This is a genomic window from Amycolatopsis sp. NPDC059027 (assembly GCF_042739735.1).
GTDB lineage: Bacteria > Actinomycetota > Actinomycetes > Mycobacteriales > Pseudonocardiaceae > Amycolatopsis.
Map to the genome: position 1 here is coordinate 16451 of NZ_JBHYIK010000045.1, position 13311 is coordinate 29761.

The 13311-nt window shown below is 70.4% G+C and carries 10 protein-coding genes; 5 read left to right on the forward strand and 5 right to left on the reverse strand.

Annotated elements, in window-relative coordinates:
* Window positions 1–164: 164 nt before the first annotated feature.
* Together ACFWY9_RS28195 and ACFWY9_RS28200 are read right to left on the reverse strand one after the other, a co-directional pair.
* Complete coding sequence (locus ACFWY9_RS28195; RefSeq protein WP_378340301.1) at window positions 165–1463, reverse strand: SGNH/GDSL hydrolase family protein; 1299 nt, start codon at window positions 1461–1463, stop codon at window positions 165–167.
* 277 nt (window positions 1464–1740) lie between these two features.
* Entirely contained in the window at window positions 1741–2535 is a 795-nt protein-coding gene (locus ACFWY9_RS28200) for a hypothetical protein (RefSeq protein WP_378330071.1), read from the reverse strand.
* A 101-nt stretch (window positions 2536–2636) separates the two neighbouring features.
* Between ACFWY9_RS28200 and ACFWY9_RS28205 the strand changes: the two genes are divergently transcribed.
* Window positions 2637–5681, forward strand: coding sequence for a tetratricopeptide repeat protein (locus ACFWY9_RS28205; RefSeq protein ID WP_378340302.1), 3045 nt, complete (start codon window positions 2637–2639; stop codon window positions 5679–5681).
* 28 nt (window positions 5682–5709) lie between these two features.
* On the opposite strand, the gene ACFWY9_RS28210 is transcribed toward ACFWY9_RS28205, so the two are convergent.
* The 3 genes from ACFWY9_RS28210 to ACFWY9_RS28220 all read right to left on the reverse strand — a co-directional run bounded on the left by ACFWY9_RS28210 (window position 5710) and on the right by ACFWY9_RS28220 (window position 7956).
* The gene (locus ACFWY9_RS28210; protein ID WP_378330069.1) at window positions 5710–6990 is read right to left on the reverse strand and encodes a helix-turn-helix domain-containing protein; all 1281 of its coding nucleotides are present in this window, start codon (window positions 6988–6990) and stop codon (window positions 5710–5712) included.
* A gap of 100 nt (window positions 6991–7090) precedes the next feature.
* Entirely contained in the window at window positions 7091–7267 is a 177-nt protein-coding gene (locus ACFWY9_RS28215; protein WP_378330068.1) for a hypothetical protein, read from the reverse strand.
* A 122-nt stretch (window positions 7268–7389) separates the two neighbouring features.
* The gene (locus ACFWY9_RS28220; protein WP_378330067.1) at window positions 7390–7956 is read right to left on the reverse strand and encodes an NUDIX domain-containing protein; all 567 of its coding nucleotides are present in this window, start codon (window positions 7954–7956) and stop codon (window positions 7390–7392) included.
* Window positions 7957–8248: 292 nt separating this feature from the next.
* Here ACFWY9_RS28220 and ACFWY9_RS28225 point away from each other — a divergent pair, with 292 nt between their 5' ends.
* Genes ACFWY9_RS28225 through ACFWY9_RS28240 form a run of 4 tightly spaced genes read left to right on the forward strand, consistent with a single transcriptional unit; the run spans window position 8249 to window position 13172 of the window.
* Complete coding sequence (locus ACFWY9_RS28225; protein WP_378330066.1) at window positions 8249–9334, forward strand: toll/interleukin-1 receptor domain-containing protein; 1086 nt, start codon at window positions 8249–8251, stop codon at window positions 9332–9334.
* Window positions 9321–11612: a hypothetical protein gene (locus ACFWY9_RS28230; protein ID WP_378330065.1), complete on the forward strand. Its 2292-nt coding sequence runs from the start codon at window positions 9321–9323 to the stop codon at window positions 11610–11612. The genes ACFWY9_RS28225 and ACFWY9_RS28230 overlap by 14 nt, the downstream gene beginning before the upstream one ends.
* A complete protein-coding gene (locus ACFWY9_RS28235) occupies window positions 11609–12646 on the forward strand; it encodes a hypothetical protein (RefSeq protein ID WP_378330064.1) in 1038 nt (345 codons plus the stop codon). The genes ACFWY9_RS28230 and ACFWY9_RS28235 overlap by 4 nt, the downstream gene beginning before the upstream one ends.
* Entirely contained in the window at window positions 12630–13172 is a 543-nt protein-coding gene (locus tag ACFWY9_RS28240; protein ID WP_378340303.1) for a hypothetical protein, read from the forward strand. Before ACFWY9_RS28235 ends, ACFWY9_RS28240 begins: the two co-directional genes overlap by 17 nt.
* The last annotated feature ends 139 nt before the right edge of the window (window positions 13173–13311 follow it).

Below are 13311 nucleotides of genomic sequence, written 5' to 3' on the forward strand. Positions count from 1 at the left end.
CACAATAAACACATTTGTCGTGTGTATTTTTATAAATACACTCCGGCGCCGGGTGGGGGGGGGGGGGGGGGGGTTTTGTCGTTTGTTGGGGCGCCCCCCCCCACCACAGCCGCAACTTACCCCCCACCCGGCTCCTTCGATCCACAATGGACACCGGGCGCGGGTCATTCGTCGCGCGGTGGCAGGGACAGGCGGCCGGTGTCCACGGTGTCGGCCATGGCGCGCAGGCCGGTGTCGTTCGGGTGGACGTGGTCGCCGCTGTCGTAGGCGGGGAGCAGCCGGTGCGGATCGGCGGGGTCGCGCAGCGCGGCGTCGAAGTCGATCACCCCGTCAAACGCCCCGGACCCGCGGATCCAGGCGTTGACCCGTTCCCGGATCTTCTCGTTGGCGGGGTCGAGTTTGCCGTTCGGCGTGATGGTGCCGCCGAAGATCGCGATCCGCCGTGCGTGTGCCTCGCGGACCAGGGTGTGGAGACCGGCGATGAGCTGTTCCGCGGTCAGTGGGCTGCCGGGATGTACGCCGTGTCCACCGCCGCCGAGGTCGTTCGTGCCTTCGAGGACGATCACGCTGCGGACGCCGGGCTGCGCGAGCGCGTCGCGGTCGAACCGGGCCAGTGCGTTGACGCCGAGATTGATCCTGCCCCCGCTGGCGAAACCGGCGTCGGTGAGGACGCGGTTGCCGCCGATACCCTCGTTGACCACGGTCAGCCGCTCGCGTGGGTGTCCGGCGGCGAGGCGGCGGGCGAGGACGTCCGGCCAGCGCCGGTTGGCGTCCTTGGTGGTCGCGCCGCCTTCGGTGATGGAATCGCCGAACGCGACGACCGTGCCGGTGGCCGAGGTGGTCGAGACGTCGAGGCCTGCCAGGAAGAACGCCGAGGTCGTGGTGTCGGGATAGGCGGTGGCCGCGTCCTCGGCGGCGTGATTCCCGGCGATGGACAGGTAACTGGTCTGATTCGCCCAGCCGTGCCAGGTCGTGGGGCCGGTGGGGGTGGGAAGGTAGAGGCTGACCACGACGTCGGTGCCGGCCGCCACGCGGAGCGCGACGGGATCGCTGGTGGCCTGCCCGCCCGGCGGGATGGTGAGGTCCGGCTTGCCGTCGAAGGACACCGCGCGCCGGGTCCCCGGCACCGTGGCGGCGCCGTTCGCGCGGACCGCGACCACCGCCGACCCGATGTCCAGCGGCGTCGTTCCGTACACATTGGACAGTCTGATGCGGACGGTGCCGCCCCCGGCGCTGGTGTGGACCACCAGGCGCAGCGTCCGGTCGGCGAAGCCGGTCGCCGAGATCCCGGTGCTGCCCGGTGGTCCCATCGCGGCGGCCCAGCCGCCGACCCAGGTGCCGCGGCCGTGCGCCGCGGTCGCGGCCTCGTCCGCCGCGCCCGGCGGGCCGGTCAGGAACGCGGTGATCAGGCCGAGCAGGGCCACGGTCGCGGCAGGGCCGCGCAGTCGACGAATTCCGCGCATGGTGTCTCCTGAATCCCGGAGATACATCGGATGTCTAGTCCGGAAGACTACGAACTGACCCTAAGACCGTCAAGAGTCCAGCGGAGTGACCGGATTAGACATCCGATGAGTGCTCGGTGTGGTCTCGGTCGTCCGGGCGTTGCCGACGTCCCGTTCGACGGGAAACGGGAAACCCGTGGCCGACGGCATTCGCGCCCGGCACAGTCGAACCGTGCCCCGGAAAACCGGGGCCGCACCGAGAAAATCCGGGTCCGGAGGAGTGGTCATGCGCATAGTGCTAACCCCGAAGGCGATGTTCCGCATCGTGCTGTCGTCCGCGGTGATCGCGTGCCTCGTCGGTCTCGGACTCGGTACGCGCTCCCAGCCGGAACCCGCTCCGGCGCCGGGGCACGCCGCCATGGCGGCATTCGATCGACCGGTGTCCGGGTGACCCGGTTTCGAGCGCGGTGAACCCGGTGACCTGGCGGGGAAGATCGACGTCGCCGCTCCGGCCCGCCGCGACCACCGTGCTGGTGAGCGTGCTCGCGAAGGCGCGGACCGCTTCGCGCTGGCTCGCCTCGCCGGTGCTCAGGTACGCGCGGTGGGTGCCGATCCGGCCGATGGTGGCCCGGTCGGCGTCCCCGACGCCGAACGCGACGATTCTCGGCCGGGCGGGCCAGGCCCGGTCGGCGAGCCGGGCGTGGGCGGCGGGCCAGGCGTCCGCGTCGGTCGGCTGGCCGTCGGAGAGGAAGAACACCACGGGCCGGTAGACCACGCAGCATTCGGCCTGCAGCACCTCGACGTCACGCTGGATCGTCTCGCGCAGCAAGGAGAACACGACGCCGAAGTTCGTTTCCGTCCCGGTGCCCGGCCCTCGCCACGCGGGTTCGCCGTCCGGTGCGGAAAGCGGCGTCACGATCCGGGCCGTCCCGGAAAACCCGATCACGCAAAGGCGTGCGGTGCCCGCGACCACCGGATCGGTCAGCAACGCGCCGCGCAGCGCGCGCAGGCCGGTGCCGACGTCCTCCAGATGATCGGCCATCGAAGAGGATTCGTCACAGACCACGTAGCACGGCAGGATCCGATCCGGCATCCGATTCTCCTTCTCGTGGGGGGTGCCGCAGTTTCACACCGGCGCTTGGATCCGGCGTGGACCGGACCTTGACGCGCCGCTGGACGAGAGGTGGACCGAAGATGGACCGGGCCGATGCGCGCTCGGCGTCCGGCGGGCCGATGGGCTTGACTGGATCCCTGCTCACGACGTCCTGGGGAGGCGGTATGGAGGTGCTCCTGCTCGGCCCGTTCGAGCTCCGGTGCAACGGTGAGCCGGTCGACCTCGGTGATCCCCAGCAGCGGTACATCCTCGCCGTCCTCGTGCTGCACGCCAACCGCGCGGTGTCCACCGAACGGCTCATCGAGATCGTGTGGGCAGGGCAGTCCCGGCCGAAGACCAATCTCGTGCCCGGGTACATCGCCAAGCTGCGCAAGCTACTGCGCGACGGCGGCGGCCAGGACGGCGGGATGGTCATCGACCGGACGCCGACGGGGTACGTGCTGCGGATCGACCCGCGGCGCATCGACGCCGTGCGGTTCGGCGAACTCTGGCAGGAGGCCGACGGCTGCGACGATCCCGCCCGGCGGCTCGCGCTGCTCACCGAGGCGGTCGGCCTCTGGCGCGGCCGGTACCTCGAGGATCTGGATCCCGATCGGGTCGGTGCCGCGGAGCTGATGTCCCCGGAGGAGGCGTTCCTCGACGCGCTGGGCGATCTGGCCGAACTGGAGCTCGCGCGGGGAAGACATCGCTGGGTCCGGGACCGGCTGCGGCCGGTGGTGCGCATGAACCGCACGCGGCATCGGCTGGCGGGGCTGCTGATGCGCGCGCTGGTGGCCAACGGCGACCGGGTTCCGGCGACGGAGGTCTACCACGAGACCAGGGCGGCGCTCGACGAGTTCGGTATGGAGGTCCCGACCGAACTGCGGCGGCTGGCCCGGTTCGCCCAGTTCGTCGAACCACCCGTCGCGCTGCCCGCGCCCTCGCACCGGTTCGGCGGCCGCGGGGACGAACTGGCGGTGATCGAGTCGCGGGTGCTGGCCGCGACGGCGGACCATCGCCCGGCGGCGGTGTGGATCAGCGGGATGCCCGGGGTCGGCAAGACGGCGCTGGCCGTCCAGGCCGCCCATCAGCTGCGCGAGAGGTTCCCGGACGGCCGGATTCTGGTGCAGCTGAACGGTTTCACGCCGCATGTCGCGCCGACACCGACGGCGGAGGCGCTCGGCACGCTGCTCGAAGGCCTCGGCGTGCCACCGGAACAGCATCCGCCCACGGTGAGCAGGCGGATCGCGCTGTACCAGTCCGCGCTCGCCGGTACGCGGAGCCTGGTGATCCTGGACAACGCGGCGTCGGAGGAGCAGGTCCGGAGCTTGCTTCCTGCCGCGCCCGGGTGCACCGCGCTGATCACCAGCCGCCAGGTCGGCGGTGTGGACGTCGCCGACGAAGTCCGCTTGCGTCCGTTGCGGCCGGAGGCCGCCGCGGCGTTGTTCGGTGATCTGGTCGGCGCGGAGCGGGTACGCGGGCGGCACGCGGTGGTCGACGAGATCGTCGCCCGGTGCGGATGTGTGCCGCTGTCGATCAGGATGGCGGCCGCGCAACTGCGGCTGCACCGGTCGTGGCCGGTCGAGCACCTGGCGCGGCTGCTGGAAGCGTCGAGCCCGTGGCGCGCCGGTGACGGGGCCGGTGCCGCGTGCGCCGTTTCCCATGCCCAGCTTCCGGAACCGCAGCGACTGCTCTTCCGGCTGATCGGACGGCTGCCCGGCGTCGACCTCGGGGTGTCCGCCGCGGCCGCGCTGATGGACCGGACGGTGTCCGAGGCCCGTGCCCTGCTCGAAGGACTGCACGGCGCGAGCCTGCTCGAAGAGGCCGAGCCCGAGCGCTATCTGATGCTCGACCCGCTCAGGGAATACGCCGCCGGTGTGCCGGATCCGGGGCCGCCCGGCGCGCGGGACGACGCGCTGGACCGGCTCCTGGACTTCTATCTGGTGAGCGTGGCCAACGCGGTGCGCGTCGCCTATCCCTTCGACCGTGACCGTCAGCCCGCGGTGAGCCGGGAAAGCCCGGTCGCGCTGACCTTCTCGGACTCGACGGCGGCGAGGGCCTGGCTCGCCGCGGAACGGACGAACCTGCTGGAGGCGATCAGATACGCGGCCGGGCACGATCGCCCGGAGCACACCTGGCAGCCCGCCGTCCTGCTCTGGCGGTGGTACTTCGCGGGCAGCCACGTGAACGAGTGGTCGGAAACCCTTGAGCTGGCGAGGAAAGCTCTTGAGAAGACCGGCGAGGACCGGCGTGGCCTGGCGTATGTGCTGCTGCGGTTGTCCGGTGCGCGACGGCAGGCCGGAGAACCGGCGCAGGCGCGCGAATTCGCCGAGAAGGCGCTTTCACTGTGGACCGGGCTGGGCGACGACCAGGGCCAGGCGAGCGCGTTGTGCGCGATCGCGGTCGTGACCATGGACCGCGGTGACGACCGGTCGGCCATCGCGTGTTTCGAGGCAGCGCTGGAAAAATACGAGACGAGCGGGGACGCCAGGGGCCAGGCGAACGCGCTGAGCAATCTCGGTCAGCTCAACGAGCTGTACGGCGATCTCGAACTCGCGGAGCGGCGGCATCTCGCGGCCGCGGCGCTCCTGAGGGAGCTGGGACACACCCAGGGGCTGGCCCACACGCTCGACAACCTCGGCGTGACGCGGCAGCGTCTGGGCAGGCCGGGCGAGGCGATGCGTGACCATCGCGAGGCCTATGAACTCGCGGTGGCGGTGGGAGATCGCTCCTGCGAGGCGTACGCGCTCAACAACCTCGGCGCGGTGCACCGGCTCACCGGGAAGCTCGACGAGGCGCTCGAATACCACGAACTGGCCAGGCGGGTGGCCGACGAGGCCCGCGAACCCGGGCTGCGGACCCAGCTGTACCTGGACCGCGCGGCGACCTACCTGGCGCGCGGGGAGCGGGACGAGGCGCGGAAGGCGTATTTCGCGGCGCTCGATCTGGCGCGCGGGACGGGGGACCGGGGCAGGCAGGCACACGCGCACCACGGCGCGGCGCGGGCGTTGCACGACGCCGGGGACCACCGCGTTGCCTTGGCGCACTGGCAATCCGCGCAGGCCGGGTTCGACGAGCTGGGGTGGAGCGAAGCCGAGCGGATCACGGACGAGCGCGCGAGGCTCACGTGTGCCTGTGCCGGATAGCGCACAGTCCTTTGCGGATGGAGCGGTGTCAGGCGCCGGAGCCCGGTTTCACCCGCAGCGCGGTGCCCAGTGCGAACCGCAGCTCACGGGCCGCGGGATGGGTGTGCCATCGGGCCAGGACCCTCGCCAGCTCGCGGAGATCGACGCGGACGGTCGCGGAGTCCACCCGCGCCGCGTCCGCCAGCACGGCCGGGGTCAGCTCGCAGGCGTGGTCGATTTCGCCGTTGCCCGCGTGGGCGAGCACCCGCCGGGCACTGAACCGGGCGCGGGCCCGCCGGGCGCCCTCGGCGATCCCGGGGATCTGCCGGTCCAGTGATTCGGCCGCCTCGGCCGGGCGGCCGAGGTCGTAGAGCGACCAGCCGTCGGCCAGCGCCACCTCGTCGCTGACGCTGGACGAGCCCAGCACCGGGACGGCCGGATCCTCCTCGGCCAGCAGTGCCGCCGCGCGGTCGAGTGCCTGCCGGTAGGCGCCGGGATCGCCGACCAGCGCGTGCCCCTGTGCCTCGCAGCGCGCCGCGAGACCGAGGATCCGCGGGCCAGCCGCCCGATCGGCCTGCGCCCGTGTCGCCAGCTCGATCGTCGTCAGGGGATCCTGGCGGTACATGGCGATCTCGGCCCGCCGGATCAGCGCGTAACTCGCGAAGTGCTTGTCCCCGCCCGCTTCGGCGAACGCGACCGCCCGATGCGTCCACCACAGCGCGGCGCGTTCGTCCCCGGCCTCCTGGCTCATCCAGCCGGCGTACTCGGCGGCCCGCGAAGCCAGGAGCAGCAGTTGCCGCCGCACGGGCTCGGGCTGGCTCGCCGCGGCCAGCGCGCGCAGGGTGTCGACGTGCGCGATGACCGGGCCGAGCACGGTGGCCGGGCTGCTCGTCGTGCCGAGCAGGCGGTACTGGGCGAACGTGGCGCGCAGACCGGCCAGCGTCGGCTCGTCGACGATCGCGCTCGCCCCGCCGGTCAGCGCGAATCCCGCCGCCGTGCCGACGCCGGTCAGCACCTCGCGGCGGGGGAACCGGTGAAACCGCCGCTCACCGTCGTCGCCCGGCACCATGACCCACACTTCGTCGTCCGCGCCGTCCTCGCCCGGCTCGCCGTCCGGCGGCTCGCCCTCGGCGACCATCGCGGAAAGGAATCCCGCGGTGCCGAAGAGGCTGTCACATCTTTTGGCGATATCGGCCGTCGGCGGTTTCAGGTCGTTTTCGATCTTGCTCAGATAACTCTTGCTGTAATTGATCTTCGCGGCGAGCTGGGCCAGTGAAAGACCGGATTCGTCGCGGATTCTCCGCAGATTCGCGCCGAACGAGCCGCCCAAGTCCGCCTCCCCGCGCTCGCGCCTGGTGTGAGTACAGCATCCGGCGGTGCGGAACGCAACGAACCGAGATCGCCCAGTGCGAGTGCCGGGGCGGCCGCCGTCAGTCGATCCAGGGATGGCCGTCCGGCGTGGCCGACGGTGGCACCGTGGTGGCCGGGCCGGTGTCCGCGACGAGGTACGTCGCCGGCGCGGCGGCGAAGACGGAGCCGCCGAGCACGGCGAGCATCGCCGTGGCGGTGAGGATTTTGGCCGTGGAAAGGAAAAGCGCCTTCGTCATGTGCACTCCTCGGAAGAACCGGATTGCCCGATGTGGTACCGGTGCTCCGAGGGTTCAATGCCGGGCCCGCCGCGACAATGTGGTGACTGTGCACTCCGCTGCCGGGCAACGGGAAACAGTGCTCAGCCGAGGCCGAGCGCGCGGGCCATGAGCAGCGCGTACGAACTCCCGGCGTGCGGCATGCGGCCGCCCACGACGAGCGACAGCGCCTGGTCGAAGGGGAGCGAGTGGACTTCGAGGTCGGCTTCGCCGGGTTCGAGGCTCGCGGTGCCGTACCGCAAACCGGTGGCGAAGAAGGCGTGATCGCGGTGATTGGTGAACGAATCGGCGCAGTTGATGGTGCCCAGGTGCCGCCACTCCCGTGCCGAGATCCCGGTCTCCTCGCGCAGTTCCCGGCGTGCCGCCACCTCGGGCAGCGGGTCCGCCGGCTCGATCCGGCCCGCGGGCAACCGCCACTGGGTGCCCTCGTGGGTGTAGATCCATTGCCGCGTCACCGCGACCGAACCCCGCGCGTCCAGCGCCACCACGGTGACCGAGCCGGAGGAGACCACGTGGTCGTACAGCGCGGTGGAGCCGTCCGGCCGGACGGCGGTGTCCCGCCGCGCGTCGAACCACGGCGAGCGGAACATGCTGGTCGTCGTGAGGCGGGACCAGAAGCCCGGCCTGGAGCCTGTCGCGTCGCGGATCACGATTCGAGTGAACCACAGCGGCGGCGTGTCCAGGATCGGCCGTCCGTGCCTTTCACGGAGCCGGGCACGCCGGCTTGCCCGTCCACAGTGGACGCGAGTGGCCGCTTCGGAGCGATATCCATTTCCGGTCCATGATCGTTCCATCGCCGTGGTCCACGCTGGACGCCGGATGGCACGAAACGGTGGTGGAGAATGCGCTGCGCGCGCCGGTGGAATGAGGAGTTGTAACGTGGGCGAGCGGTCGCGCGACGCTAGGGGCGTCCATCTCCCGAAACCTTCCCGAGGAGAGCGCATGGCCGGGTCCGCGGCGCAGGCCGGGCACTATGATTTCTGCTTGTCCTTCGCCTCGGAACAGCGATCCTATGTAGAAGAGGTCGCCAGGCTGCTCGGTGCCGCCGGGCTGCGCGTGTTCTACGACTCGCACGAGACGGCCGATCTGTGGGGAATCGATCTCTACACCCATCTCGACGAGATCTACAACCGGGGATCCCGGTATTGTGTCCTTTTCGCGTCCGAAGCGTATGCGCGGAAAATGTGGACCGGGCACGAGCGGATGTCGGCGCAGGACCGGGCGTTGCGGAGCCGCGCGGAATACGTCCTGCCGGTGCGATTCGACGACACGGAGATCCCCGGGCTCCGCGGCACCGTCGGTTACGTGGACGCGCGGACGACTTCGCCCGCCGCGCTCGTCCGGCTGCTCCTCGCGAAACTGAAGTCCGGCTCGTCGATGGCTACGATTCCCGCGTCAATTCTGGTGCTGTCAGCCGATATTCGTACCGATCTTGGGGGAATCGCGCGCGAGGCGCTGGCGCGGTGCCGGGCGGCGGTGCCGCCGGGCCTGATTACCGAGTCGGCCACCCGCACCGTCGTGGTCGTGCCGGAGTCGGCGCTCCCGGTCGTGGACGTGCTCGCGGAACTGATGCCCGAGATCGAGCGGCTCGCGAGGGCGCGGCAGCACCTGCGGCTCAGGATCTCGGTACATCGCGGCGAGGTGCCCGTCGAGCATCTCGACGGATGCGTCGACGTGACCACGGCCGTCGAGGCGGCGCTTTCCGCGGCGGTGTCCGAAGTGTTCGATCGCGCGCCGAAGGCCCGGTGCGCGATCGTGGTCACCCAGCGCGTGTACGACACCGTGGTCCGGCCGGGCCGCGGCGGGAGCAATCCGAGCCTGTACCAGCTGGTCACCACGGCCGACGGTACCGGCCTGCACGTCCGCGTCCCCGGCTATCCCCGGTTGCCGGGCCGTACGCCACCCGGCGCCCCGCCGCCGATGCCGTCGATCGGCGTGGTGGGCAAGCTGAACCACTTCGCCGGGGACACCCACGCCGAGCAGATCGGCGACCGCTACTACCACGGGACCGGCGATGACCGACACTGATCAGGCCGAGCCGGACGAGGACACGAGCACCGACCCCACCCCTGAACCGGATCCCGAACCCGATTCCGAGCCCGCGCAGCCGGAATCGGGTACGGAGGAGAAGGAAACCGGGGCGAAGGAAGCCGAGGACAAGCCGGAGAAGGACGAAGAGGGCGGCATCCGGCAGGCGCAGGAACAGGCTGTCGACCCGGAGAACGCCCGGGAATGGGCGCAGTTCGCCTCCCAGATGGACACGGCGATGAAGGCCATGCTCGGCCTCGGCGCCGGTGGTTTCGTCGGGACGGGCGGAACCGCGAACTTCTTCCTCGGGGACACCTCGGTCGGTCAGGTCGGCGACCGGCAGCTGGGCGGGCACGGGCGTTCCGTCGACATGCGGGTGCGCAGCGGGGTGGTCGCGGCCGAAGTACTCGAACAGATCGAACAGTCCTATGTGGAGCCCGCGGGCTACCGGGAACTGAAATACCTCCTCGAACAGCGGCAGCTGGTGTTCATCCAGGCACGCAGCGGCACCGGTCGCACGATGACCGCGCTGCACCTGCTGGCGGGCGTGTGCGCCGAAGGCGTGCACAAACTCGATCCCGACGTCGAGCTGAAAACCCTCTCCGCCAAGACGTTCAAACCGGCACACGGCTATCTGCTGGAATCGCTGGACCCCGCGCAGGCCGCGGAGTTCAAGGCGTTCCACGCGGAGCGGCTCGGCCAGCTCATGCGGGACAACGGCAGCATGATGGTGGTCATCGTCGACGAGTCCGTCCGGCTGCCCGTGCACGAGATCGGGGATCTCGTCGTGACGGACTTCGGCAAGGTGAAGCCGGAGCTGCTCCTGCGCCGGCATGTCGAATGGGGACTGAGCGATTCGGGTGATTCCGCGGGACAGGACGTCCTGTCCCGGCCGGAGGTCAAGGAGATCGTCGCGCAGCTGACCGAGGAGGTCCCGCCGAGGGAACTCGCCAAACTCGGTGAGCTGCTGGTGGAAGTGGCGAACGAACGGCTCAGCCTCGACGTCGTCCGTGAACGCTATTCCCGGGCGAGCGAAGCCGGGATCGCGGAATGGTTCGACGCGCAGCAGGACTGTGAGCAGCGCGCGTTCGTCATCGCGCTCGCGGTGTTCAACGACGAGCCGGTGCAGCTGGTGTCCACCGCCGCGACACTGCTGGCCGACCGGTTCCGGGAACTCGAAATCCCGGACCCCGCCGATCGCACCCGCGACGTGTTCGCCGTTCAGCTTTCCTGGCGGGTGGAGCAGGCACGGGCCGAGCTGGTGTCCGAAATGGAGGACACCGGCTTCGGGCAGGTGCGGGTCCGGAAGGCGCGGTTCCGCGACGACCGCTTTCCCCGGCTCGTGCTGGAACAGGTTCGTGCGCAGTACACCGAGGCACTGGACGTCGTGACGGACTGGCTGCTCGCCCTCGGCGGAATCGATGTGCCGCAGGTCCGTATCCGCGCCGGGGTGGCGGCCGGAATGCTGGCCCAGTACGACTTCGTCAGCGTCTACAACAGGATCATCCTGCGCTGGGCCTATTCCGGCGACAAGTACGAACGCCGTGCGGTGGTCGCCGCGCTGCAGGTGCTCGGCAGCCTGCCCGGATTCGACCGGGTGGTCGCGAAACTGCTGCGCGAATGGGTGCAGCGGCGCAAGGATCCCCGGCTCCGGGCGACCGCGGCCCGCGCGCTGGGCAGCACCACCTCGATGAGTCCCGCCACCGCGCTGAGCCTGCTGCGGACCGCCTCCCGCGAGGCGCTGCGGGACACTTCCTGGCTCGCCACCTCGAACACCATGTACTGCGTGGGGGAGAGCGTGAGCGATCTGTTCGTCCGCGCGGAACCCGGTCAGGTGCTGCGGGCGCTGGAGCGCTGGTCCCGGGACAAGGAATATCCCGAGCGCCGGGAGACCGCGCTGCTCGCCCTGCTGATGACCTCACGCTATGTCGAGGTGACGGTGGACACCAGCGCGGAACCGTGGCCCGTGCTGCTCTGGCTGGCCGAGCACGACGAGGAGCACCGCGAGCTGATCGTCGTGCTGTTCTCCAGAATGCTGCTCACCGCCGACTTCATGCAGCGCGGTTACCGGGAGATGTCCACCTGGGTGCGGAGGGCGCGGCGCGAGCCGACGATCGTCGAACCGCTCGCCCGGCTGCTGCGCGAGATCGGCGAGCATTCCGGCGAGTTCGACAGTATTCATTTCTACCTCCGGAAATGGGCGGGTGATCGCGAAGGACCCGCCGCGGCTTCGCGCGCCGTGCTCGAGCGGTTCGAAGAGAAAGAGGGACAGCCGTGACCACTGAATCACCCGGCGAGGCGCCTTCGGCCGAGGCACCAGGGGAGATCGTGCGGGCGCTGGAGGTGAGCCGGGCGGCGCTGCGCAAGAACAATCCGGCGACGTCCGGGCACACCGCGGTCGTCTACGTGACCAAAAGCGGGGAATACCGGCTCGGTGCGGGCAGGCTCACCATGGGCGAGCTGGTGCTGGCCACGCCGAAGGAGATGTACCTCGTCGACCGGACGCCACACGAGGAAACGTATTCCCTGCAGTTGCCCGCGCAAGAGGAGGCGTTCTGCTTCGCCGCGAGCGTGCGCGTCACGTGGCGGATCAGCGACCCCGTCGCGGCGGTGAAGGCGGGCAGGATGGAGCCGCGGGAGACGATCGGCCGGTTCCTGGAGGAACGGCTGCGCGAGGTGACCCGGCAGTTCGGCGTGGAGCGGAGCGCGGACGCCGAACGCCGGATCGCGCACCAGTACGGGGATCGGATCGTGCCGATCTCCGACGCGGTGGAGGTGACGCGCTGCACCGCGGTGCTCGATCTCGACGACCTCACCCGCGAGCACATCGCGGGGCGGACGAAGTTCAAACGCGATTCGGAAACCGAACTGAGCACGCAGCAGCTGCGGATGATGCGTGCCGAGCACGCCAGGGAACTGCAGGAGCTCAAGGAAAAGCACGAGCTCGCCATGAAGCAGGAACGTATGAAGGTCTACGCCGAGGCCCTGCGCGGCGACGACGTCAACGTGCTGGCGCTGCGGCTGGCGGGGCACAACGAGGACGTCAAGGACGTGATCAACCTGCTCATGGAGCAGAAGCGCCTCGGCCTCTCGAACGCCAACGCGGTGCTGAACTCCTTGCTGGAGCACAAACTGGTCAACCGCAAGGACGTGGCGGCGTTGATGGCCGACGCCAGCGACACGTTGCTCGGCCTGCCGCAGAAACGGCACGACGCGCCACCGCAGGATCCGCCGCCGGTGGAGGCGAAGTCGGAGCGGGTCGAGCTGGGCGACGAAGAGGACGAGGACGAGGACGATGTCGGCGAACGGTGAGGTGCTCAGCCCGGTGGCGGCCGTCCCGGTGCTCGGCGACGTCGTCGGCTTCCTCGACGGCGCGGCCCGTCAGGTCGGCTTGCCGTTCGCGTTCCGCGCGTTCCTTGAACTGGTCGTGGCGGGGGTGTTCGCCTATCTGCTGCTGCGCCTGGTGACCGCGCGCCTGCTGCCATGGGCGGGGGAGGCGCTGGTGCTCCCGGTGACCATGCTCACGCGCGGTGCGCTGGTCCTGCTTTTGCTGCCGGACCTGGGAATCAGCTGTCTGGTGCGGCGGTTCGGACGGACTCCGCCGGAGTTCGTCTACGGCTACGGCGCGGCGGTCGTGGCCGTCGTGGAAGCGGTGGAAGACCTGGTGCGGCGGGGGCTGCCGAAGCTCGCCTTCACCCGCGCGATGCGGCCGTGGCTGCTCATCGTCCTGCTCGCGGCCGGATTCCTGCTGTGGAACAACCAGAACTGCGTGCCGGGCAAGGCGCAGTGCGTCAGCCCGGTCCAGATCTGGGTCGCCTCCTTCGGCACTCCACAGTAGACGTCCACAGTGGACATACAAGGAGGCTGTTCCGTGGTCCGGGCCTGCCGGCGCGCGGGCCGCCCCCGCCCCCCCGGCCGCCCCGGGGGAGCAGCCGGGGCACCCCCCCGCGGGGGGGTGACTCTGCCCCCCCGCCCCC